The organism is Rhizobium sp. CRRU65 (genome assembly GCF_048551595.1).
Lineage (GTDB): Bacteria > Pseudomonadota > Alphaproteobacteria > Rhizobiales > Rhizobiaceae > Rhizobium > Rhizobium leguminosarum_J.
This window is the reverse complement of the sequence record NZ_JBLYZH010000001.1, coordinates 646,447-668,900: the sequence shown is the minus strand read 5'-3', so window position 1 is coordinate 668,900 and position 22,454 is coordinate 646,447. Positions and strand designations below refer to the sequence as shown.

19 protein-coding genes and 1 pseudogene are annotated in these 22,454 nt (G+C 60.8%); 7 read left to right on the top strand and 13 right to left on the bottom strand.

Annotated features, from left to right (window positions below):
- Positions 1-2 precede the first annotated feature (2 nt).
- From dhaL to oiaX, 11 genes are all read right to left on the bottom strand, one after another.
- Positions 3-647 (bottom strand): dihydroxyacetone kinase subunit DhaL, encoded by a 645-nt coding sequence (gene dhaL / locus ACM5SV_RS03135; RefSeq protein ID WP_419425037.1) that lies wholly within the window; start codon positions 645-647, stop codon positions 3-5.
- A 3-nt stretch (positions 648-650) separates the two neighbouring features.
- Positions 651-1,655, bottom strand: coding sequence for a dihydroxyacetone kinase subunit DhaK (locus tag ACM5SV_RS03130; RefSeq protein WP_419425036.1), 1,005 nt, complete (start codon positions 1,653-1,655; stop codon positions 651-653).
- 54 nt (positions 1,656-1,709) lie between these two features.
- Positions 1,710-3,572, bottom strand: a complete 1,863-nt coding sequence (locus ACM5SV_RS03125; protein WP_419425035.1) for a hypothetical protein — start codon at positions 3,570-3,572, stop codon at positions 1,710-1,712.
- The gene (locus tag ACM5SV_RS03120; RefSeq protein WP_419425034.1) at positions 3,569-4,603 is read right to left on the bottom strand and encodes a Gfo/Idh/MocA family protein; all 1,035 of its coding nucleotides are present in this window, start codon (positions 4,601-4,603) and stop codon (positions 3,569-3,571) included. The genes ACM5SV_RS03125 and ACM5SV_RS03120 overlap by 4 nt, the downstream gene beginning before the upstream one ends.
- A gap of 1 nt (position 4,604) precedes the next feature.
- Positions 4,605-5,669 (bottom strand): ABC transporter permease, encoded by a 1,065-nt coding sequence (locus tag ACM5SV_RS03115; protein WP_419425033.1) that lies wholly within the window; start codon positions 5,667-5,669, stop codon positions 4,605-4,607.
- Positions 5,666-7,216: a sugar ABC transporter ATP-binding protein gene (locus ACM5SV_RS03110; protein ID WP_222026892.1), complete on the bottom strand. Its 1,551-nt coding sequence runs from the start codon at positions 7,214-7,216 to the stop codon at positions 5,666-5,668. The genes ACM5SV_RS03115 and ACM5SV_RS03110 overlap by 4 nt, the downstream gene beginning before the upstream one ends.
- Complete coding sequence (locus ACM5SV_RS03105; RefSeq protein ID WP_017996051.1) at positions 7,213-7,857, bottom strand: DUF2291 family protein; 645 nt, start codon at positions 7,855-7,857, stop codon at positions 7,213-7,215. The genes ACM5SV_RS03110 and ACM5SV_RS03105 overlap by 4 nt, the downstream gene beginning before the upstream one ends.
- Positions 7,858-7,930: 73 nt before the next feature.
- The gene (locus tag ACM5SV_RS03100) at positions 7,931-8,872 is read right to left on the bottom strand and encodes a D-ribose ABC transporter substrate-binding protein (protein WP_003550404.1); all 942 of its coding nucleotides are present in this window, start codon (positions 8,870-8,872) and stop codon (positions 7,931-7,933) included.
- Positions 8,873-8,972: 100 nt separating this feature from the next.
- The gene (locus ACM5SV_RS03095) at positions 8,973-9,800 is read right to left on the bottom strand and encodes a phosphogluconate dehydrogenase C-terminal domain-containing protein (RefSeq protein WP_017996050.1); all 828 of its coding nucleotides are present in this window, start codon (positions 9,798-9,800) and stop codon (positions 8,973-8,975) included.
- A 121-nt stretch (positions 9,801-9,921) separates the two neighbouring features.
- On the bottom strand, positions 9,922-11,259 hold the full coding sequence (locus tag ACM5SV_RS03090) for a four-carbon acid sugar kinase family protein (protein ID WP_419425052.1): 1,338 nt from the start codon (positions 11,257-11,259) through the stop codon (positions 9,922-9,924).
- A 5-nt stretch (positions 11,260-11,264) separates the two neighbouring features.
- Positions 11,265-12,521 (bottom strand): 3-oxo-isoapionate-4-phosphate decarboxylase OiaX, encoded by a 1,257-nt coding sequence (gene oiaX / locus ACM5SV_RS03085; RefSeq protein WP_128406632.1) that lies wholly within the window; start codon positions 12,519-12,521, stop codon positions 11,265-11,267.
- A gap of 176 nt (positions 12,522-12,697) precedes the next feature.
- Between oiaX and ACM5SV_RS03080 the strand changes: the two genes are divergently transcribed.
- On the top strand, positions 12,698-13,402 hold the full coding sequence (locus tag ACM5SV_RS03080; protein ID WP_026157568.1) for a transcriptional regulator NanR: 705 nt from the start codon (positions 12,698-12,700) through the stop codon (positions 13,400-13,402).
- Positions 13,403-13,579: 177 nt separating this feature from the next.
- Positions 13,580-13,900, top strand: coding sequence for a hypothetical protein (locus ACM5SV_RS03075; RefSeq protein WP_003562285.1), 321 nt, complete (start codon positions 13,580-13,582; stop codon positions 13,898-13,900).
- A 665-nt stretch (positions 13,901-14,565) separates the two neighbouring features.
- Here ACM5SV_RS03075 and ACM5SV_RS03070 read toward each other — a convergent pair.
- Positions 14,566-15,300: a Crp/Fnr family transcriptional regulator gene (locus ACM5SV_RS03070; RefSeq protein WP_003562284.1), complete on the bottom strand. Its 735-nt coding sequence runs from the start codon at positions 15,298-15,300 to the stop codon at positions 14,566-14,568.
- 153 nt (positions 15,301-15,453) lie between these two features.
- Positions 15,454-16,838, bottom strand: a pseudogene (locus ACM5SV_RS03065) (sensor histidine kinase).
- Positions 16,839-17,452: 614 nt separating this feature from the next.
- Here ACM5SV_RS03065 and ACM5SV_RS03060 point away from each other — a divergent pair.
- From ACM5SV_RS03060 to ACM5SV_RS03040, 5 genes are all read left to right on the top strand, one after another.
- Positions 17,453-18,211, top strand: a complete 759-nt coding sequence (locus tag ACM5SV_RS03060) for a FadR/GntR family transcriptional regulator (RefSeq protein WP_017996043.1) — start codon at positions 17,453-17,455, stop codon at positions 18,209-18,211.
- Between the two features lie 23 nt (positions 18,212-18,234).
- Positions 18,235-19,209: a sialic acid TRAP transporter substrate-binding protein SiaP gene (locus ACM5SV_RS03055; RefSeq protein WP_003562281.1), complete on the top strand. Its 975-nt coding sequence runs from the start codon at positions 18,235-18,237 to the stop codon at positions 19,207-19,209.
- Between the two features lie 118 nt (positions 19,210-19,327).
- A complete protein-coding gene (locus ACM5SV_RS03050) occupies positions 19,328-19,900 on the top strand; it encodes a TRAP transporter small permease (protein ID WP_128438755.1) in 573 nt (190 codons plus the stop codon).
- Between the two features lie 4 nt (positions 19,901-19,904).
- Complete coding sequence (locus ACM5SV_RS03045) at positions 19,905-21,311, top strand: TRAP transporter large permease (RefSeq protein WP_419425032.1); 1,407 nt, start codon at positions 19,905-19,907, stop codon at positions 21,309-21,311.
- A gap of 9 nt (positions 21,312-21,320) precedes the next feature.
- Positions 21,321-22,355: an L-idonate 5-dehydrogenase gene (locus ACM5SV_RS03040; RefSeq protein WP_012755231.1), complete on the top strand. Its 1,035-nt coding sequence runs from the start codon at positions 21,321-21,323 to the stop codon at positions 22,353-22,355.
- Positions 22,356-22,454: the final 99 nt, after the last annotated feature.

The window sequence follows — 22,454 nt, the reverse complement described above, 5'->3', positions numbered from 1 at the left end:
AGCTAACCATCGTGATGCTGACCAAATTTGGCCATCGCGGCGATGATGATGACTGCGGACGCGGCGCCGGGATCGATGTGCCCGATCACGCGGTCCCCCAATCGCGAAGCCCGTCCCTTGGTCGCCGTCATCTTGCTGGTCGTTTCACAGCCTGACCGCGCTGCCCGCTCGGCCGCCTCGAAGCATTGGGGGAGGGGCTTTCCCGACTGCCAGGCATCGAGTGCTGCGTCGGCCGCAGGCCTCCAGGCGTCAACCATCGTCTTTTCACCGGGTTCGGCCTTTCCACGTTCCTGGATTCCCTGCGCCATTGCCGCAAAGACACGCAGGAAATCGTCATCACTCAATGTCTGCTTGTCTTTGGCGGCTGCTCCGGCGCGCATGAAGGCCGTGGCGTAGAGCGGGCCGGACGAAGCGCCGACCGCATTCAGGAAGGCCTTAGCCGCGACGTTGAATGCGGTTGTTGGGGCGATCCCGGCGTCGAGCTCGCCGACCGCTTTCGCCGCGGCCTGGCAGCCTGCATCCATGGCAAGGCCGTGATCCCCATCGCCGATGGCGCCGTCCAACGCGCAGAGATGGTCGCTCTCTGCCGCAATATCCTCGGCAATCCCGGCAAACATGCGCTGCAGGTCTTCGGTCGTAAACGTCATCGATTACCTCACAAACATCGCGCAATCACAGGGGTGGTCGATCAATCGCTGAAGCTCGTCGTCGAGATGCATGACCGTGATCGACGCACCTGCCATTTCGAGAGAGGTGCAGTAGTTTCCGACGAGCGACGTATGGATGACGAGCCCGGCATCGTCGAGCCGGGACTTCACGCGCCGCATCATGATGTAGAGTTCCATCAGCGGCGTCGAACCCAGCGAATTGACGAGCACGGCGACACGATCGCCCCGGTCTGCTTTCATTTCGCGAAGAATGCTGTCCATGAGTTCGTCGCTCACCGCGTCGGCCGGCCTCAGCGGCTCACGCGCCACGCCAGGCTCTCCATGAATGCCCATTCCGATCTCCATCTCCCCTTCGCCGATCAGGAAGTTCGGCCGGAGGGTCTGGGGCAGCGAACAGGGGGAAAGCGCGACGCCCATCGTGTAGGTTCGCGCATTGGCATGGCGGGCGACACGCTCGACATCGTCAAACGAGTAGAGAAGATCGCAGGCTGCGCCGGCGGACTTGAAGATGAAGACGTTGCCCGCCACGCCCCGTCGCCTGTCCCGCTGATCGGCAGGCGCGGACGCCACGTCATCCGTGGTAAGCACGGTGCGGACCTCGATCTCGTCAAGCGCCAGCATCTCGGCTGCCATGTCGAAGTTCATCACGTCGCCGGCATAATTGCCATACATGAATAGGACGCCGGTGCCGCCATCGACCGCCTTGGCGCAGGCGATGATCGGATCGGGCGGTGGCGAGGCGAAGACGTTGCCGATCGCGGCCGCGTCTGCGAGCCCCTTGCCGACAAACCCCAGAAATGTCGGTTCGTGCCCGGATCCGCCGCCGATGACCAAGCCGACCTTGCCCTTGCGTGGCCCGTTTCTGGCAATGATCGCCCGGGGCATGTCCCCCACTGCGTAGAGGTGGCGCGGATGCGCCGCCAACACCCCTTGCAGCATTTCATCGACGGCATCTGCGCCGGCATTGATAAGCTTCTTCGTCTTCACGCTGTCCTCCCAGTGCGAGCTCCGCCTGCATAAATGCGGCTGCAGCGCCGGAGGTCAATCCGCCAGTTGCAGGACGACGGTCGCAAACGGCGCGAGCAGCAACTCTTTGCCCGAATCTGCCGGCCGGCATGCGCCGCAATCGACCTTTCGTTCTTCGCCCGTCAGATTGACGACGTGAAGCCTGGCGCCTGCGGCATCGCGTGCAACGAAAGACAGCACCTCGGAGGGCGAGGAGGAGACGCATGCCTGCCAGGATGCGCCAGCCAATCGAGACAATGTCCGCACTGTGTTGAACAGCGGGCGCCGCCCGCCTTGCTCGGTCGGTTCGGCTGGACCGGCGATCAGACCGAACGGGCCTGACAAGGCCGAGAGCGTCAGGCATTCCAGACCGGCATCCAGTACCCGTATCGCGTAGCCGAGCGCGAAGGCCTCCGCGAAGCGTCCATTGTGACGCGGGTCGCGGTTGGCCATGGGAACGCGTGCGCCCGACGGATTATCCATCGTGCGGCTGCCATAGGGATTCTGTCGCATCGGGATCGTCGACGGGCCGATCCGGTAGGGTCTGTCACCGTAGATCGCACGCACCGACCGTGTGATGAAGGGCAGCGCTTCCAATGTCTGCATGACGCTAAGATCGTCGGCGGCATGCACGATCGGATTGGTGCAGTGGCTGACGAAGTCGAGCTGTCCATCCGGGACGCGCTTCCGGTTGAGCTCGGTGAAATAGCTCAGCATACCCCCGCCGATGCGAATGCCGGGAAAGGCGGCGCGAGCGGCGGTATAGACTTCATCCAAAGGCGGGCATTCCGGCCATGTGCTGCCGGGCGGCGTCGACTGCCGGTCAACCGAAGGCGAGATCATGATCGCATCCGGCCTGAATTCCGCCAGCCGCATCTGGTGGGCGATTTCGGCCACCTCGCTTGACGGCGACGATGTGCAGGGAAGGGCGATCTCCAGCGTCGAGCGGCCGCGATGGGCCGCGGCGAGCATGGCGAACTGCGTGAGCGCGTCGACGCCGTGTCCGGCACTGGGGTCGAAATGGAAGAGGAGCTCCTGGGGAGCGATTTCCGACAGCACGGACTTTGCCGAGAGGGTCGCATCGGCTTCCTCGGGCGTAACAATCACGCCGATATCAGGCATGGTGCTGGTTCGCGCCCCGAGTTCGAGTTTTATGGCGCCGCCTGACGCCGCAGCTGGAGGATGCCGTGTCGAACCGCCGATATCCCTGATAACAAGCGACGTCTTTTGCCGAACGGGCTGATTGGCGGCAATCTGGTATGGCCAGGGCAGGGCGAGCGGCCTGACATATGTCTTATAGGATGCGTCCGACCAGTTCCTTTGGTCTTCCATTTCAAAGGTGTCGCCCTCCATCCGGCATTCCGCCTGAACGTCAGGCATGATCGCATGAGTGATGGCGCGCATGTCCTTGAAAGGCTGCCAGGGCTCGATGACATCGGGAAACCGGGTTGCCACTATCCGGCCGTCGACATGTTCGACCGTCGCCGGTGAACCCGCTACGCCGACGATCGGATGCAGGATGCAGAAGCCGCAGCGATTGGTCTCGAAGCCGGTCTCTGTGATGGCTTCGGCCTCGAAGTCGAGCCGGTCCGCGCTTCCGGTGATGCGAACGTCAATGACAAGCCTCGTGTCATCAGGTCCCTCGCAGCGGGCTCGATAGGCGACCGCGAAACGATTGTCACTCTGCTCGATGCGGAGATCAACAATTACAGGGCTGTAGGTGCCCCAGTCCGGGTCGCGAACGAGGTAGGAGATCGCTCGCAGCACCTCGGTCCCATCGTAGCGGATGGTGCGGAGGTTGCCATTGGCGAGATCGGCTTCCAGTTTTCCGGCTCTCAGCCGAACCGGCGGCGTTTCAACGAGGCGGGTGCCGTAGAGCTGGAACGCATCGACTTTCATCGCAGCATCGCTCCGACATCGATCGTCTGTCCCCTGGCCGCACTGTCATAGGCGGCCTCGACGAGCGCAAAAGTTTTCAGATTGTCGGCCCCTGACGTCGAATGTTCCGCGCCGCGCTCCAGCTGATCGACCCAATGCTGCTGGATCGCGTGGACGCTCTCCTGGATGTTGTGCCAGGGCCGCGAGGCCCATGACAACAACTTCGGCGATACGTCAGTGGTGGTGGTGCCCCTGGCGTTGGTGATTTCGAGGCCGTAACCCTGGGTCAGGCGGATCGTGCCTTCAGAACCGTCGAGCTCGATCAAGGTCTCGGGGAACGGCTCCCTGGAAAGCCTGGTGGCGTAGCTGACGTCGACGACTGACGTGGCGCCGTTTTCGTGATCGAGCAGAATGGTCGCGACATCCTCGCCCTTGATTCTGGGATTGACCCGCTTGGTGCGGGCCGTGAGCGAGCGAACGTCGCCAAGGATATAGCGGGCGATATCGAGCGTATGGATGCCGAGGTCTTCGATGATGAACCGTTCGCCCTCGGCCAAATAGGGTTGGCCGGAAAAGACGTCGTAGGCCGAACGGAAGGAGAAGCGGCCCCAGAAGGGCGTGCCGATGGCATCGGTCTCCAGCGCCTTGCGCACCGCCTGGATCGGCGTCTGCCAGCGAAAGTTCTCGTGCACCATCAGCGGTATGCCGGCATTGCGACACGCCTCGACCATCGCCTTCGCGTCCGACAAGGTCTTGGCGAACGGCTTCTGGCAGATGGCCGGCACCTTGTTCCGAGCCGCCATTTCGACGAGAAAACGATGGCTTTGGACGGTCGTGGCAATGTCGACGAAATCAAAACCGCCATCGGCGAACAATGCCTCGGCATCGCCATAGCGGCGAGCGATGCCGAACTGATCGCCGACGATCTTCAGCCGTTCCGGGTCGCGGTCGCAGATCGCGACGATGCCGGCACCTCGAACGTCGTTCCAGGCATGCAGCTGGTTGACCGCAAAGAAACCGCAACCGATCAAAGCCCCTTTCAATTCCGTCATCTCAACCTGCCTTTGCCATCTGCATGAGGGTGACGCGCTGCTGCAGGCGGCGCTGCGCCTGATCGACCACGACGGCGATGATAATGACCAGGCCCTTGATGACCATCTGCCAGAAGGAGGAGACGCCCATCATCACCAATCCGTCGGAGAGGATGCCGATGACGAAGGCGCCGATGATCGTGCCGCCGATCGTGCCGCGACCGCCCGACATCGAGGTGCCGCCGAGCACGGCTGCCGCAATCGCATTGAGTTCGAAGCTTTCGCCGGTTGCCGGATGGGCTGCCATCAGTTCCGACGAGATGACGACGCCGACGATTGCGGCGCACAGTCCGGAGAACATGTAGACGAAGATCTTCACGACATCGACCCGGATACCGGACATGCGCGCGGCCCGTTCATTGCCGCCGACGGCGAAGATGTGACGGCCAATCGGCGTCGAGCGTGCGACATAGGCGGCCAGCAGCGCAAGCACGATCAGAATCCAGATCGATACCGGCAGGCCGAGAATGCGTCCCGCGCCGAAGAAATCGAAGCCGGTCGTCGCATATTCAGGTCGGCCGACAAGGTTCGGAAACGTCTGGCCGTCCGACGACAGCAAAGCGAGGCCGCGGGCGATATAGAGCGTGCCGAGTGTGGCGATGAAGGGCGCAACGTTGAGCTTGGTGATCAGCAGGCCGTTGATCAGACCGATGAGCAGGCCGATCGACAAGGTGATCAGCACGATCTCGAAGAGGTTGAAAAAGATGGTGTAGCCGATCGGCAATTCGATGCCGTAAAGGATCAGGCCGCCGGCGACCATGCCGCAAAGCCCGACGATCGATCCGACGGAGAGATCGATGCCGCCGGTGATGATGACGAAGGTCATGCCCATGGCCAGGAAGGCGTTCAGCGCCACGTGCTTCGACATCAGGATCATGTTTGCTGTCGAGGTGAAGTTCGGCGCAAAGATCGCAAAGAAGATGATGACGGCAAATAGCGCGATGAACGTCCTGAGCTTCATCAGCGTCAGAAGCGCCGAGCCGTTGGCGCTCTTCGGCGCAAGAGTGGTTGATGTTGCCGCCATCATGACGCGAGTTTCCCTTGATGTCCGTGTCCCTTGGCCGAAGCCGCGATAATGGCTTCTTCCGTCGCCTCGTTGCGGTCGAAGACGGCGACCAGCTGGCCGTTGCTCAAGACCGCGATGCGATCGGAAAGCGCCATGACCTCCTCGAGGTCGGAAGTCGAAAACAGAATGGCAAGCCCATTGGCCGCCAGCCGCCGCATGGTGCGAAAGACGTCGGCCTTGGCGCCGACATCGATGCCGCGGCTCGGCTCGTCCATTAGAAGCACTTTCGGATTGGTCATCAATGCCTTACCGATGACGACCTTCTGCTGATTGCCGCCGGACATCGAGGTCACCTCGAAATCCGGATTCGGCGCCTTGATCGAGAGATCGCGGATTGCATCGCGAACGGCATTTTTCTCCGCCCCCCTGTCGATGTGAAAGAGCCGGGTGAAGCGGCCGAGGCTCGCCAGTGTCAGATTGGAGGCGATGGAAAGCACCTGGACCAGACCTTCGCGCTGCCGGTCTTCCGGAATGAGCGCAAGGCCGCGGCGGATGCGCCGCGTAGTGTCGCGGGCACGAACCTGCTTGCCGTCGATGAAGATCTTGCCGGTCGAGTGTGTGTGACGGCCGATCACGCATTCGAAGAATTCGCTGCGCCCGGCACCCATCAGGCCGTAGATGCCGAGGATTTCGCCCGCCCTGACCGACAGGGAGACATCGTTGACCGAAAGCCCACCCGTCGGCCGCGGCAGGCTGATGTTTTCGGCGCGAAAGACCTCGGCTCCGACGGCGTGGTCCACGGACTTTGCAAAATCCTTGGCATCCGAGCCGATCATGGAACGCACGATCCAGCGCGTGTCGATATCGCGGACCATCGCTTCGCCGGTGACCTGGCCGTCACGCAGCACCGTGATGTAGTCGCCGATCCGCATCAACTCCTCGAGCCGGTGCGAGATATAGACGATCGCCACACCCTGGACCTTGAGTTCCGCGATCACCTTGAACAGGATCTCGACTTCGGCCGCCGAAAGCGCCGACGTCGGCTCGTCCATGATCAGGATACGGGCATTCAACGACATCGCCTTGGCGATCTCGACGAGCTGCTGCTGGCCGATCGGCAAATCCTCGACCATCGCATCCGCCTCGATTCCGGCATCCAGGCGCTTCAAAAATGCATTGGCCTTTTGCACCTGCGCCTTGTGATCGATGCCGAGGATGCCGCGGGTGATCTCACGCGTGGTGAAGATATTCTCGGCGACCGACATGTTGGCGAAGAGATTGAGTTCCTGGAAGATCATGCCGATGCCATTTGCCTGCGCGTGCGCCGGGCTGTCGAAGGATACGGGCTTGCCATCGAGGATGATGCGGCCGAGCGTCGGACGCTCGACACCGGCGATGATCTTCATCAACGTCGACTTGCCTGCACCGTTTTCGCCGACGAGGACGTTCACTGCACCGCGGCGCAGCTCGAGATTGGCGCGCTTGACGGCGACGATGCCAGAATAGACCTTCGACACGTCGTCGAGGCGCAGGATGATGTCGTCCTTTTCTGCCTCTCCTGTGGTCATGGGCCGACCTTCAGTTCCGAAGGTGTTATGAGCGGCAGCTCGCCGCTCTTCGGCAGCGGAAACGCGCCGATCGCGGTCACCGTCTTGCCGGCGAGGCCTTCGCGCGGAACGGCTGACAGAAAGGCCGTATTGGCCTTCTCGTTGAAGGCTTTGCCGAACTGCGCCCACTCGATCTGGTTCTTGAATTCGTTGAAATTGACGAACTCCAGCGTGTCGCGCAGCGCCGTGCCGCGCAGCGCTGGCCCGATTTGCACCTTGGCGTCGGCCTTGCCGTCGCCATCTGCGTCGACATCGAGTGTTGCCGCGCGCGAGGCCGTATCGGCCGCGACAACCTTGCCGGTGATCTTCACCGCATAGGTCCATGGCGAGCTGCTCTGCTTGCGGGGATTGCCGTATTTCTCGCCGGCGGCGTCGGGGCTGGAGGTGGCCAGTTGCATGACGTCCTTGAGGTCGCCGGCGCGCTTTTCGAAATAGGGCACTGCCTCGGACTGCCAGATCGCCTCGACCTTTGCATTCGGATCGAAGGCGGTCTTGGCCGCTGCCGCAGCCTTTTCCTCAGCCGTCGGCGTCTTGATGATCTTGCAACCGGGCAAGGCGGCCGCCACGACGGCAGCGAGCAGGGCGCCCTTCATTCTCAACATGCTTTAAACCTCGACGTCTTGCAAAATGCATTGCGGAGGGCGCAGCGCTGCGCCCTCCGCAATTCGCGGCTGATCAGTTCGTCAGGGCGAAGGTTTCGAGCTTGCCGGCATTGTCGGCGTTGATGAGAACGCAATCCATCAACTGCTTCTCTTCCTTTGGCGTCGTCTTGTTCTTTATGTATGCGTCTGCCTGTTCCACCGCCAGCTGAGCCTGCGCATAGGCGGGCTGCAGGACCGTTGCCTTGATGCCGCCCGACTTGATGGAGTCGCGCACGTCGTTGGAACCGTCGAAGCCGACGACGATCACGTCCTTGCGGCCGGCCGCCTGCAGCGCGGCGATGGCGCCCATGGCCATGGTGTCGTTGCCTGAAATGACGCCCTTGATGTCGGGATTTGCCTGGAGGATGGTTTCCATCTTTGAATAGGCTTCCGTCTGGCTCCAGTTGGCCGACTGCTTGGCGACGGACTTCAGGTCCGGATAGTCGTCGATGACGTCGTGATAGCCTTGCGAGCGGATGCCGGCATTGGTGTCGGACTCCTTGCCCACCAGCTCGACGTAATTGCCTTTCTCGCCCATCAGCTTGACGAATTCCTGCGCCCCGAGCTGGGCGCCCTGATAGTTGTTCGAGACGATCTGGGCGACGGCAACGCCGGTCGCGTTGATTTCACGGTCGATCAGGAAGGAGGGGATGCCTGCATCCTTTGCCTTCTTGACGGCTGCGACGGAGGCGTCGGCTCCGGCATTGTCGAGGATGATCGCCTTGGCGCCGCGCCCGATCGCCGTGTCGATCATTTCGGACTGCTTGTTGGCGTCGTCGTCATGCGTCATGAGCAGCGTCTCATAGCCGAGCTCCTTCGCCTTGGCTTCAGCGCCGACAGCTTCGGCCTTGAAGAAGGGATTGTCATGCGCCGGCGTGATGATGGCGATGAGATCGGCCGAAAAGGCCGGAAGAGCCGTTCCAAGCGCCAGTGCGCCGGCAAAAGCTGCAAGTGTCAGTCTGCGCGTCAGTTTCATATTTTCCTCCCTGTTGTGAATGAAGCCCCGTCTCCCTGGGGCGGCTAGACCCCGTCTCCCCGGGGCAGTTGAGGGGGAGGGCTTGCCTCCCCAAGCCGGTTCACGTGATGCGCCGGATGCTTTCGGCGATCTCCTGCGGTTCGAATACTTTTTTCCAGTCGTCGCGCATCAGCGCCGGGATGCCGAACTCGATCGCCTTGTTACAGGCATCCGAGAACACGCCGTCGACTTCCTTGAAGATGACCGCGCCGAGCACGTTCATATGGCCGAGCAGGAAGTCGCGGGCGGCCTGTTCCGGCACGCCGCGTGCCACGCATTCGTCCATGGCCTGCCGCATGACGACGAGCAGCGATGCGCAGACGGTTTCCGACAAGCCCGGTTCGAGCATGGCAAGCTGATCGACCGTGACCCGGTGCGAGCGCATGACCGGGGCCCAGATCAGCTTGGCGATTTCCTCGCCGAGCGCGTAGGCGCTTTCCGGACCCTGCATCAGCGCCGAGACGATATGCTGCTTGGCGAAGAGGCCGCCGAAGTGGTCCTTCTTCGCCTGCATGTCCGTCTCGTCGTTGAAGATCGGCGGATGGCAGGGATGGGTGACGAAATAGGTAAGATCGTCGCGCTTCGGCAGGTGGCCGGCAAAGGGAGCCGCAGCGTCCAGCGCGATCACCATGGTACCTGATGCGAGCTTGTCGACGATGCCTGCCGCGACTTTGCCGATTGCCGTGTCCGGCACGGCAAGGATCACCACGTCGGCGCCGTCGAGCCCGATATCCACGGGCACGCAATCGACACCGAGATCATTCTTCAAACGGGCCTTGCCTGCGTCGCTCACCTCGATATGGCGCACTTGGAAACGCGAGCCTTTGAGATTTTTGGCAAGCCGATATCCCATTTTTCCGCCTGCGCCGAAGAGGGCAATCTTAGTCATGTTTTCCTCACCTTTTCCGTTTCTGGATAGGATCATATACTGGTATGATGAGTCAATCACCATATCACTTAATTCATATGATCCACACGTTTTTCTGCGCCAAGCCGGTTCGGGGAAACCATCACAGTTTCCTTCCATCGCGGATCTGCGTGAAATAGCCGTCCGTCCCGACCTGGCCGCCTTTAAGCGCGATCTGCAGGCCGTTGGTCGGCTGATGGTCGCCATGCGCAAGGCAAAGCGGAGAACCCGGCGTCTGGGGCAGCGGAAGAAGCGTCGTCAGGGCGTCGATCTTCAACTGCCTGAGGGCGTGACTGGACGTGTCGCCGCCGGCGACGACCGCACGTGAAAGTCCTTCGCTCTCGATCAGGCGGCGCAAGATCGTGCCGAGCGCGCTGCCGAGCCGATGACGCGCGCCCGGAACCCTGTCGATGTCGGCGCCGCGGTCTGCGCACGGGCCAAGCGCGGTATAAAGGATGACGCTCTTGCCTTGCCGGAGCATCTGGATGCCGGCCTCGACCGCTGCATCCACCGCGCCTTCGCCATGCTCCGAGACCAGTGCAAGCGGATCGAGCGCGATACTCTCGAAGCCGTTGTCGACAGCCGTCCGGATCTGGCGCTCGGTCGTTGGCGATACGCTGCCCGAGACGACGGCGAGGCGATCAACCGGGCCGATATCGGGAAACTCGGCGCCGCTGTTGCCGATGAAGCCGCTCCGCCGCCACGCGCTGAGCAGGGCATATTCGACCCCCGAGGAGCCGGCGACAAAGCTTCCCGAACGGCCGGTGGCACGAAGCAACTGTCGACCCGCGGCCTCCTGCGTCGCCTCGGAGTCGACATCGATGAGCAGGATCCCTTCTGAAGCCGACGCCAGTTCGTCGATCCGCGCATCGGCGTCCGGCGCGGTGATGGCGACGAGATCGGCGAGCAGGACGGGAAGGCGGGTCTGCTTCGACAGGTGCACCGCAAGGTCCGCCTCGTCCATCGGGGTCACCGGATGGCGGCTCATGACGGGATGGCGGTCGATGCGAAAGATCCGGCCCTGGTAAGCTGCAAAGAGATTGCCGAATGCCGTGTAGCGCTTCAGTTGCGGCGCGCCGACGATGACCGGCACCACGGATTGCCCGAATACCGATCGGCCGATTTCGATCGCCTTGCCGATATTGCCGATTTCGGGGCTGGAATCGAAGGTCGAGCAGACCTTGTAGTGGCAGATGTCAGCGCCGAGCGAATTCAGCCACTCGAAAGCGCGCGCAAGGTGCTCTTGCATCCATGCGGGGGTCTCGCTTCGGCTTGTCCCGGCAACGCCGATTGCGCGGCAATCCCTGAAGCGCGCAAGCAGTTCCGGCGTGGGAATGTCGAGGAAGAGCACGGTCGACACGCCGTTCGATGCCAATGCCTCCATGACATCGGTGGAGCCGGTAAAGTCATCCCCGTAATAACTGACGAGAGGTCCATCCATCGCGGTCATGCGCCCTTGCCGTCGCTGAATTTGGCAATCGAAGCGGCGAGCTCCGGATGATCTTTCGCGTAGGTCTCCAACGGGATGTCCGCGACCGCGGCCTGCCAAGCCTGCTGCACGGCCCGAACGCCGGCCGCCGGGCCGCCGGGGTGGCTGACGATGCCGCCGCCGCAGAGATAGAGAAGATCAACTGTCCGGCCGGTCCGCTTGTAGGTCTCAGGCGCTTGTCCTCCCCACTGACCCGAGCCGGCAACCGGAAGCGGGCAATCGGAGGCATTAAACAGCGGCGTGCTGACGGCCTTGAAGGACGAGACGAAACTGTCGTCCGGTTCCCAATATTTGACGCTGATACCGTTGATCTGAAACTGGTCGACCCCGAGCAGCCGCCAGAATTGCTGATAGACCTTGAAGTCCATGCCGGCGCCCGGGTCGCGCGTCAGCACGTCCCAACCGTTTCGATGCGCGTGCAGCACCAGATTGGAGCGCTTGCGCAGAAAGCTCATGCCGCCGAAGCCGATCGAGTTGATGTTGACGACGGCGCAGTTGCCGGCGGCCTTGGCGACGATGTCGTGGTTGCGCATCATCTCGTCGGGGTCGGCATGCGAGATGCCGAAGGCATACATGACCTTCTTGCCGGTCTTCTGCTCGTGATCGAGAATGCGCGGCATGATCGCCGCAACGCGGTCCTTGAGCGGGGAATAGGCCGGGCTCATCAGTTTTTCGTCATCCTTGATGAAGTCTACGCCGGATGAGATCAGCTCGCCGACGAGTTCCGCCGTTTCGTGCGGTCTGAGACCAAGCGCCGGCTTGACGATCGTTCCGATGATGGGCCGGCCTTCGACGCCGGTGAGGCGGCGGCTTCCGGGGATGCCGAACTGCGGTCCCGGATGCGCGCTTTTGAAGGCGTCGGGGAGCTTCATATCGACGATGCGGATGCCGGTCATGCCCTTGATGGAGTAGACGCCGCCGATTGCAATGGTCATCAATGCCGCAAGGTCTGTCCCGATCGCGTCCAGCGGAAAGGCGATGTCGACATCGGCGCGATGAAGCGGCGTGCCGGGGCCGACCTCGGGCCAAGTCGGATGACTGGCGCCTTCGAGCGGACGGATCGCGAGCACACGGGCGGCGACACGCGATTTCAGCTCTTCGGTCTCGCCGGGGACGGGAACGAAGGTGCCGGTCGACTGGTCGCTCGCGATCTTTTCCGCCATCGCCTCGACGCTGCCGGGCGTTTCGATACGGTAGGTCAGGGTAATTATCATGAAACGGACGGTTGCTCCTCTCGCCACGCAGATTACCATGGCGTCAACTTGTGATCTGGTATAATGAGTATTCCAACTCATGAAAAGTAGAATCTTCGGATCCGCAAATTTTCGCCGACAGCTTTGTTCTCGACCCGGAAACTGTTAGGAGGAAACATTTGAGCCAGCGAGATATGATGACCCAGCCCCTCGAACAAATCGTCCGCCGGAAACTCTCTGACGAAGTGTTTGATCGACTTGAGCGAATGATTACCTCGGGCGAGCTCCAGCCCGGCGACGAAATGCCTTCCGAGCGGGTGCTGATGGAACGCTTCGGCGTCGGCCGGCCGGCGATCAGGGAGGCCATGCAATCCCTCGCCAACAAAGGTCTGGTCAGCATTTCACATGGCGAGCGGGCCAAGGTTCTCCGGCTGACGGCAAAATCGATATTCCGCCAGGTCGATCTCACCGCCAAGATCATGCTGTCGCAATCGTCGGACTCGCTGGAATATTTGAAGAGCGCGCGCATCTTCTTCGAGCGGGGCATGGCGCGCGAGGCCGCGCAGCGGTCCTCGGCAAGCGATATCGCCGACCTCAGGAACATCATCGAACGCCAGCGAATGTCACTTGGCCGGGCCGAAGAGTTCATCGACGCCGACATGGAGTTTCACACCCGCATCGCGCAGATATCAGGCAACCCGATCTACATTGCCGTCAGCGAAGCAATGCTTGCCTGGCTGAAGGAATATCATACCGAGATGCTGATCTGGACCGGCAAGGAAAAATTCACGCTCGCCGAACACGACGAGATCGTCGACCGCCTTGAAGCAAACGATGTGGATGGCTCGGAAACGGCGCTGCTCAAGCATCTTGAGCGGTCGCGGGCGCTTTACGCGAAATAATCGCCGATTACCTTGTGAGCAATGGGTGCTCATCCTCCTGCTTAAAAGACCTCGATTGTTGACTGCGTCGCGGCTGTCGGACGCGGCAGTGCATTTATCGGCCGCAGCGGAACAATGATCAAAGAACGAGGTTGTGAATGGGTCAAGCACGCAAAGATCCCCAAGGAGGACATCACAATGCGCATGAAACTTGTAGCAGCTTCCCTCTTCGCTATCGGGATGGCCACATCCGCTTTCGCCCAGTCCAACCCAGCGCCGGCCGGCGCAACGATCGACAAGAATCAAGCCGATCAGGGCGGCGGCGCCACTAGCGACACGAAGACTAAAAAGCCGATGGCAACGGATTCCACCACGACGAATTCCACGACCAGCGGCACGATGAAGATGGATAAGACCAAGTGCCCCAATCCGGTCAATAACTCTGCCAATCTTCAGACACAGGGCGGTACGAGCAACGCCACCCCGATGGATGAAGCCTGCGCGGCTCACAACAATTGATCGGCTTCCTCACGAAAATTCCCATCGTGACCTGACCCCCGAAAGTTGGACATCCAACCTCGGGGGTTTTGCGTGGCCGAACTTCAGCAAAGCACGTCCGTCGGGCAGGACCGCTGCCGGCACGACGGCTTCAGGCCGCTAGCCCTCTTTTCTCGATGGCATGATTCACCAACGCGAAACGTGCCGGATCGGATGAAAGCGACGTGTTTGTCCGATATCGTATGCATTTGGACTTGAAAAACTCCAGCGATGCCGTCCATGCAAGGCCCAACACCGGTTATTAAAAATGCGCCGCCAGACCCCCCAATTCATCCGGCGCCGGCCAAAAGGGGGCGAGAGGACAACTATTGGTGCCGTTGAGTGGCGAACTGGTCCTTTTCTAAGGAGCAGACCAAAGTCATCGTTTCAGGAACTTCGACGCCTGCCGTCTGGGAAGGCACCGAACTGGCGACGATCGAGGACGCAAGGCAACGTGCAAGATGCGAGAGCGCTGATGAGCCAGCAGTGCTTGCGGGAAAAGACATGTCGGCGAGAAAGATACACATCGGTGACGAACAGGGAACCGTTTTTCTGACTGTGCTTTTCGTCAGAGACGATCAGAAGCTCCGACTAAGACATCCTGTTCTAAATTGATGTCGTCCGAAAACCGCCCACACTTTTCGGCTTCATGCTCTAGCGGAACGCCGGATCGGCAGTCCGATCAAGCGCTCGTATTCCCGTTCCGGAATGCCGTAGCTTCCGGCGGCGATCTCCTCCAGCCTTTCTCGGTCGAGAACCTTGACGTTGGCGCGGGTCGACCTAATGGCTCTCATTCCTTCGATGACATGCAGTTCGTTCGTCACGCCCGAGCGGCGTACGCCGAGCATCAGCGCCAGAAATTCATGCGTGAGCGGCAGGTCGTTGCCATTCAGCCGATCGTGACACATCAACAGCCAGCGGGCGAGCCGCTCATGCATGTTGTAGCGCCCGTTGGCGAGAGCCGACTGAGCCAGTTGTATATCACAGCAATGCATATATTGGAGGAACAGATCGTTGACGGCAGGAAACGCTGCGAGCACCCGCCCGAAGGTCTCGACGGAGACCAGCAGGCCGGATCCCGCGACCTGCATGAAGGTCCGATTGGGTGTCGTATTCGTCTTCAGAACAACATGCAGTCCTGCCATGCCCTCAAATCCGATATGTCCGACCTCGACGGCTTCGTCTTCGGCGTTCGTCGCCACCATCGATGCCAGACCACTTTCGACGAAACAGACATGTTCGTTCGGCTGGTCTGACTCGACCAGCACATGTCTCAACGGCAGCTCGACGGCTTGGGCATCGGCGGCCAGCAGGTCAAAGGCCTCCGCAGGCAAAGCCTTCAACAGCAAGTTATGAACAATACGCTGATCCTGTGCGGGCATGACCCCTCTCCAGCGGGAGGGAGCCCGCGCTCATACCGGCAGCTATGAGATCGCGGTAATGACCAGCTTATGCGTCAAAACAGCAGCCATATCCATATTTGGAAGGCGCTTTGTGCGGTTTTGACAAAACTTGCGGGCTGCCCGGGAAATCTGTCAGGGATTCCGGGGCAGACGGATCAGAAAACTCGCGCCGGGCCGCCGATTCTCGATGTGAAGCTCGGCCCTCAACTGCTGCACCAGAACGCGCACGACCTTCATGCCCAAGCTCTTGCCGTCATTTTTAGAGACGGAAAATCCGTCCGGGAAACCTTTTCCATCATCGGCGATTTCAAGGCGGATTTCGTCGGCGGTGGCGCGCGCACTGACGGTGACAGTGCCTGAAATATCGGAATAAGCGTGCTTGAAGGCGTTCGTCACCAGTTCGTTGACGAGAAGGGCAAGCTGGATTGCCCGGTCTGCATCGATAACGCACGCATCCGCGTCGACCGAAACCGTGTGCTTTGATGCCGCCTGCTGCAGGCGCAGACACAGGCTTGACAGAAAATCCGCCAGTTCCACCGTTTCGATGTTCGGTTGGCGCCACAATTGATCGTGTACCTCGGCAATGGTGCCGACGCGCGCTTCGGCATCGCGCAAAGCCTCTCCCACCTCCTGCTGTTCAGCCGAGCGGGCCTGCATCGAAAGCATGGCGGTGACCAGTGTCAGGCTGTTTTTGACACGATGGCTCATCTCGCGCAGCATGATTTGCTGGTGCTCATCTGCAAAGTGACGCTCGGTGTCATCCCGAAGTACCTTGAGATAGCCGGCTCTTTGATGATGGGCGCGCAGCGGCATGGTCAATCCGCTGCCCCAGAACGTGGATCCATCCTTACGCAAATGAAATCGTTCGTTTTCAGCCCGGCCGCGCTCAAGCGCCGTCTCCATCTCGCGGTCAAGCGCCACATGGCCTCGGTGCGGTCTTCCGGTACGAAGAGAATGCGTGCGTCTTGACCGAGAATCTCATCTTCCGGATATCCAAAGATGCGGCAAGCCCCGGTGTTCCAACTGATGATCCGCCCATCTTGATCAAAGGAAAAGATCGCGTAATCGATCGCGCTTTTAAGAATAAGCTGGAGGCGTTCCTCGCTGGCGCGCAACGCTTCGTCCTGCTGAAGCGTCAGGGTCCGGTCCCGGACGATTTTCGCCAGGCCGTAGATCCCACCCACGTCGTTGCGAAGCGGCATCATCAGCCCTGACGCCCAGAACATGCTGCCGTCTTTTCTGACGTGCCACCGATTGTCGTCGGCGCGGCCGGTGGTCAGCGCAAGCCGCTTCTCTTTGAGCGGCGCTCCGGCGAGTTGATCCTCGAATGAAAAGATGATGACCCCATTCTGTCCGATCATCTCGGATGCCGAATAGCCGAAGAGGTTTTCCGCACCGGCACTCCACGTCGCCACAGTGCCATCGAGATCCATGGCAAAGATCGCATAGTCGAGCGCGCTCTCGACGATGTGGCGATGGATTTCATCCTCGCCGCTCGGGAAGGAATATTGATCCATACCAGTGACCCCCAGCTGGATTACCGTAGGTGAGACTTTAGCATCTGCTAAAGGAATTTCTCGACGCGTGCGATTGCGTACAAAACCCGGTCGGCGAACCGCGTGCTAAAGAGGCACGGTGGGTCAAATGCCTTGCAATCGGCCACCCCGGGGCTCAAAATTTCGGCATCGCCGAGCAGACTTCGTGGCGCTCGCGGCTGGGAGACGGCGTGCTCTCGCCAAACGACGCGAGCAGAGCGATACGACCGTTCAAAAGCGAAAAATCTATCGCAGCTGGCGGATCCGGAGCTTTCTTTTTCTGGACAGCATTCTCGAGCCACACTCGGCGGCCACCGACGTCGTATGGAGGCTGGCGCCCTTGGATTTCTAGTTAACCGACCTGTCGTTCGTCGATTGGTCGTATATTTGCCGCCGTCCTCAGGCTTTGCACCAGTAGCGATCGGGGCTTGCCCCTCGTCGGCGAGAACAAGTCGTGCTCTGCCTTTGGATAAACAATATTTTTCCAGTTTATGCGGCGGATTGACGCACAACCCAAGGGATGCTACCTATAACTTAATTGGTCAGGCCAATTGACCAGCTGCGCGCTTAAGGAGAAGCCGCCCAGGGAGGCCACGATGTTTTCGCCTGTTGAATCACGGCGCCTGTATCGGCAGGTCGCGGATCAGATTCGTATGATGATCGCCAGCGGCGAGCTTGCCGTCGGCCAGCGGCTGCCGGCCGAGCGCGATCTGGCGGAGCAACTGTCGGTTTCGCGCCCGACCGTCCGCGAGGCGCTGATCGTCCTGGAGGTCGAAGGCCTCGTCAATATCCGCATGGGATCCGGCATTTATGTGGTGCGCCAGCATGCTGCGACCGTCGCTGGGGCCGAGCGCGAGCCGGTGGAGGGGCCTTTCGAACTGCTCCAGGCGCGGGCCCTCATCGAATGCGCCATCGCCGAAGAAGCGGCCGGTCGCGCCAAGCCGGACGATATCGCTCTGCTCGATGAAGCTCTGACGCGCATGGGTGGTGTGGTCAACGATGCAATCGCAGTGCTCGATGCCGATCGCGCCTTCCACACCGGCATTGCCGCCATCATTGGGAATGCGACATTGATTCGCGTGACGGGGGAGATGTTCGACATGCGCATGACGCCTTATTTCGCAAGGCTCGCTAGCCACTTCGAGGGGCCGACGACATGGCGCAGCGCTCTGGATGAGCACCGGGCCATTCGCGACGCGATCGCCGCCGGCGATGCCGCCGGCGCCAAGGCTGCCATGCGCGCCCATCTGACCATGTCGCAGAAGAGGTTTTCCGAAAGCTTCGGGGAGGAGTTCTCGGGGGAAGAGGAGCGCGGACGCAACAAGCGGCCGCCGAAAGGAACTGCCAAGACTTAACCCAAGCTCGGGAGGAGAGAGCAATGAAAAGCAGACTGGCAACGATACTTTGCACTGCAGCCGTAATCATGGCGAGCAGCGCGATCGCACAGGCCCAGACAGTGCTGAAATGGGCTCATGTCTATGAAACGTCAGAGCCCTTCCACACGGATTCCGTATGGGCCGCAGAAGAGATCAACAAGCGCACAGACGGGCGCTATAAGATCGAGGTCTATCCGGCGTCGCAGCTGGGCAAGGAAGCCGACATCAACCAGGGCCTCAAGCTAGGGACCGTCGACATCATCATCTCGGGATCGAGCTTCGCGGCGCGAGACTACAAGCCGATCGGCGTGACTTACTTCCCCTACATTTTCCGCGGTCCCGATCACCTGATCGCCTATACCAAGAGCGATGTCTTCAAGCGTCTTGCCAAAGGCTATGAAGACAAGACCGGCAACCACATCGCGGCCGTCAGCTATTACGGCACGCGCCATACGACATCAAACAAGCCGATCACCAAATGCGCCGATATGCAGGGCTTGAAAATCCGCGTGCCTGACGTTCCGGCCTATCTCGCCATGCCGCGCGCCTGTGGCGCCAACACCACGCCGATCGCCTTTGCCGAGGTCTATCTCGCTTTGCAGAACGGTACGGTCGAGGCACAGGAAAATCCGCTGACGACGATCGAGGCGAAGAAGTTCTACGAAGTCCAGAAGAACATCATCCTCACCGGCCACATCGTCGATCACCTCAACACCGTAGTCTCGAAGACGCGGTGGGCGAGCCTTTCCGACGAGGACAAGAAGATCTTCGGCGAGGTCATGCAGGAGGCCGCCGAGCGTACGAGCAAGACAATCGCCGGCAAGGAAAACAGCCTCATCGCGACCTTCAAGGAAAAAGGGTTGAATGTCGCCGAGGTCGACAAGGCCGATTTCGAAAAGACCGTGATGGAAAAGGTCAAGTTCGAGGATTTCGGCTACGAGAAGGCCGATTGGGAAGCAATCCGCGCGATCCAGTAAACCCACGCGGCGCGGCGCCTTACAGCGCCGCGCGTCTTTCAGACGCGCAAGGATGCAGTAACACGTTGGTTGCTGCAGGCGCCGCGCTCCTTCATTCCGAACTGGAACAGGGCCGATCATGTCGCAAGAAATTCATACGCAAATCACGGCCGAAGAAATCGGTCACGAGTTCGAAGGGCACGCGCCGACCGCAAACGTCTCGGACTATGCCATTGAAGACTGGATCACGCTGATCGTCTTCTGGCTGATGGCGGGTTGCGTCTTCCTGCAGTTCTTCACGCGCTATGTGCTGAACGACAGCTACGCCTGGACCGAGGAGATTGCGATCAACTGCCTGATCGGCGTCGTCTTTCTCGGTTCCGTCATGTGCGTGCGCACCTCGCGGCATATCCAGGTGGATGTGTTCTATCACTATATGCCGGCAGGTCTGGCACGCGTGCTCGCCACTTTCGTCGATATCGTTCGCATTGGCTTCTTCGCCTATGGCTGCCACCTGATGTGGCGTTACGTCGATATCGTCGCGGACGAGCAGATGGTCACCGTCGATCTGCCGCGCAACGTCGTTTTCTACAGCGTTCTCATCGCCTTCGTGCTGATGCTGATCCGCGCGATCGTCGTCTTCATCGCCAATATGCGCCGCGGCTACTCCGTTTTGGAGCGCCCCGAAGAATTCCAGACCGTCGAGGATTGATCTGATGCTACTGCTTCTTGGCTCGTTTCTGGTGCTGATGCTGGTCGGGGTGCCCGTTGCCATTTCGATGGCGGTCGCATCCGTGCTCTACATCGTCCTTTATGGCGTCGCGCCGGACATTATCGTCGCCCAGCGCATGATCGCCGGCGTCGAAAGCTTCCCGCTGCTCGCCGTGCCCTTCTTCATCCTCGCGGGCAACCTGATGAACTCGGCCGGCGTCACCGGCCGCATCTATTCCTTTGCCGTCGCTCTCGTCGGCTGGATGAAGGGCGGTCTCGCGCAAGTCAACATCATCGGCTCGGTCATCTTCTCCGGCATGTCCGGCACGGCGCTCGCCGATGCGGCCGGTATCGGCACGATCGAGATCAAGGCAATGAAGGATCATGGCTATCCGGTCGAGGCCGCGGTCGGCGTGACGGCGGCTTCGGCAACGCTTGGCCCGATCTTCCCGCCGTCGCTGCCTTTCGTGATTTACGGCATGATGGCGAACGTCTCGATCGGCGCTCTTTTCATGGCAGGCATCCTGCCCGGCATTGTGATGACGCTCCTGATGATGATCACCGTCGCCGCCTTTGCCTATTGGAAGCGCTGGGGCTCCGACGCGCCGTTCGATGTCAAGCAGTTGCTGTCGGCAGGGATGGAAATCGTCGTCGTCCTGGCGGTGCCGCTGGCCATCTATCTGCTGATGCAGGCGGGCGTATCGATGAATGTTGCGGCGGGCATTGCCCTTGCTCTGCTTCTCGCCCTCGACTGGTATTTCCGCTTTTCCGCCGTCATGGCGCTGATGACGCCCGTCATCCTGATCGGCGGCATGACGATGGGCTGGTTCACGCCGACGGAGGCAGCGGTTGCAGCTGTCCTCTGGTCTTTGTTTCTCGGTCTGGTGCGTTACCGCACGATGACGCCCTCGACGCTCGCCAAGGCAAGTTTCGATACGATCGAGACGACGGCGTCCGTTCTCTTCATCGTCACTGCGGCATCGGTCTTCGCATGGTTGCTGACGGTGAGCCAGGCGGCGCAGTTGCTCTCCGATGCGATCCTGTCGATCACCGACAATAAATGGGTTTTCCTGATCCTCGTGAACCTGCTGATGCTCTTCGTCGGCTGCTTCCTGGATACGATCGCGGCCATCACCATCCTCGTGCCGATCCTTCTGCCGATCGTCCTGAAATTCGGGATCGATCCGGTCCAGTTCGGTCTCATCATGACGCTGAACTTGATGATCGGCCTGTTACACCCGCCGCTCGGCATGGTGCTTTTCGTGCTGTCGAGGGTTGCGAAACTCTCCGTCGAACGCACGACCATGGCGATCCTGCCCTGGCTGGTGCCGCTCTTCCTGGCGCTGATCCTGATCACCTTCGTGCCCGCCATATCGCTGTGGCTGCCGCAGCAACTCGGGCTGCTGAGATAGGAGCGGAAGATGCGGACACGTGTGGCACGGCTTTACCAAAAGGGCGACCTCAGGATCGAGACCGTCGCGGTTGCGGCCCTTGGTCCCGGCGAGGTGCTTCTCAAAATGGCGGCCGCAGGCATCTGCGGCTCCGACCTGCATTATTATCAGGACGGTGGCTTCGGGCCGGTCCGGGTTCGCGAGCCGATCATACCTGGCCACGAGGCCTCGGGGACCGTCAGCCAAGCGGGTGAGGGGGTCGACCTGAAGGCCGGGACGCTGGTGGCGGTCAATCCCAGCCAACCCTGCGGGCATTGCGAATATTGTGAGAAAAACATGCCGATCCACTGCCTGGACATGCGCTTCATGGGCAGTGCGATGCGCCTGCCGCATGAGCAGGGCATGTTCCGGGAATGGATGGTGGTGCCGGCCAAGCAGTGCTTTGCGGTCGGAGCTGCAACAACTGCCGCGGAAGCGGCCTGCAGCGAACCGCTCTCCGTCTGCCTGCACGCGGCATCGCGCGCTGGAGATATCACAGGCAAACGCGTGCTGGTCACCGGAGCCGGCCCGATCGGCGCCCTGACGGTTGCTGTCGCCAGTTATTTCGGCGCAGATGAGATCGTGGTGACCGATCTCGCGGATGCAGCGCTGGACCGAGCCAAAGCGATGGGCGCCAGCCGCACGGTCAATGTTTCCAAAAATGCCCAGGCGCTTGCGGAATTCGAGGCGGGAAAGGGCTATTTCGATCTCGTCTTCGAATGCTCGGCCGCCGCCCCGGCCATCCGCGGCGCAATTGCCGCCATCAGACCACGCGGAACGATCGTGCAGGTCGGCGTCACAGGAGACGTCCCGATCCCTCTCAACGCCATCGTCGGCAAGGAGCTTCAACTCCACGGAACGCAGCGCTTCCACGAGGAATTCGGTACTGCCGTCGAGCTGATCTCCAGCCGCAAGATCGATGTGCGGCCGATCATCAGCCACAGCCTGCCGCTCGAACAAGCCACCGCCGCCTTCACGCTCGCCGGCGATCGCGCAGCCGCCTGCAAGGTGCAACTGACCTTTTAGAGCGCGGCGCATTACTCATAGCTGTTGCCGGATGGGCCGATGAGCAATCGAGGTCGCCAGTCGCCTTGGCGACGCAGCATTCGCTGTGCCGCGAAGGCG

What these genes read in the sequence shown, in the direction of transcription:
- dhaL (WP_419425037.1), bottom strand. Translation starts at nt 647, where the DNA reads ATGACGTTTACGACCGAAGACCTGCAGCGCATGTTTGCCGGGATTGCC.
- ACM5SV_RS03125 (WP_419425035.1), bottom strand. Translation starts at nt 3,572, where the DNA reads ATGAAAGTCGATGCGTTCCAGCTCTACGGCACCCGCCTCGTTGAAACG.
- ACM5SV_RS03120 (WP_419425034.1), bottom strand. Translation starts at nt 4,603, where the DNA reads ATGACGGAATTGAAAGGGGCTTTGATCGGTTGCGGTTTCTTTGCGGTC.
- ACM5SV_RS03115 (WP_419425033.1), bottom strand. Translation starts at nt 5,669, where the DNA reads ATGATGGCGGCAACATCAACCACTCTTGCGCCGAAGAGCGCCAACGGC.
- ACM5SV_RS03110 (WP_222026892.1), bottom strand. Translation starts at nt 7,216, where the DNA reads ATGACCACAGGAGAGGCAGAAAAGGACGACATCATCCTGCGCCTCGAC.
- ACM5SV_RS03105 (WP_017996051.1), bottom strand. Translation starts at nt 7,857, where the DNA reads ATGTTGAGAATGAAGGGCGCCCTGCTCGCTGCCGTCGTGGCGGCCGCC.
- ACM5SV_RS03100 (WP_003550404.1), bottom strand. Translation starts at nt 8,872, where the DNA reads ATGAAACTGACGCGCAGACTGACACTTGCAGCTTTTGCCGGCGCACTG.
- ACM5SV_RS03095 (WP_017996050.1), bottom strand. Translation starts at nt 9,800, where the DNA reads ATGACTAAGATTGCCCTCTTCGGCGCAGGCGGAAAAATGGGATATCGG.
- ACM5SV_RS03090 (WP_419425052.1), bottom strand. Translation starts at nt 11,259, where the DNA reads ATGGATGGACCTCTCGTCAGTTATTACGGGGATGACTTTACCGGCTCC.
- oiaX (WP_128406632.1), bottom strand. Translation starts at nt 12,521, where the DNA reads ATGATAATTACCCTGACCTACCGTATCGAAACGCCCGGCAGCGTCGAG.
- ACM5SV_RS03080 (WP_026157568.1), top strand. Translation starts at nt 12,698, where the DNA reads ATGACCCAGCCCCTCGAACAAATCGTCCGCCGGAAACTCTCTGACGAA.
- ACM5SV_RS03075 (WP_003562285.1), top strand. Translation starts at nt 13,580, where the DNA reads ATGCGCATGAAACTTGTAGCAGCTTCCCTCTTCGCTATCGGGATGGCC.
- ACM5SV_RS03070 (WP_003562284.1), bottom strand. Translation starts at nt 15,300, where the DNA reads ATGCCCGCACAGGATCAGCGTATTGTTCATAACTTGCTGTTGAAGGCT.
- ACM5SV_RS03060 (WP_017996043.1), top strand. Translation starts at nt 17,453, where the DNA reads ATGTTTTCGCCTGTTGAATCACGGCGCCTGTATCGGCAGGTCGCGGAT.
- ACM5SV_RS03055 (WP_003562281.1), top strand. Translation starts at nt 18,235, where the DNA reads ATGAAAAGCAGACTGGCAACGATACTTTGCACTGCAGCCGTAATCATG.
- ACM5SV_RS03050 (WP_128438755.1), top strand. Translation starts at nt 19,328, where the DNA reads ATGTCGCAAGAAATTCATACGCAAATCACGGCCGAAGAAATCGGTCAC.
- ACM5SV_RS03045 (WP_419425032.1), top strand. Translation starts at nt 19,905, where the DNA reads ATGCTACTGCTTCTTGGCTCGTTTCTGGTGCTGATGCTGGTCGGGGTG.
- ACM5SV_RS03040 (WP_012755231.1), top strand. Translation starts at nt 21,321, where the DNA reads ATGCGGACACGTGTGGCACGGCTTTACCAAAAGGGCGACCTCAGGATC.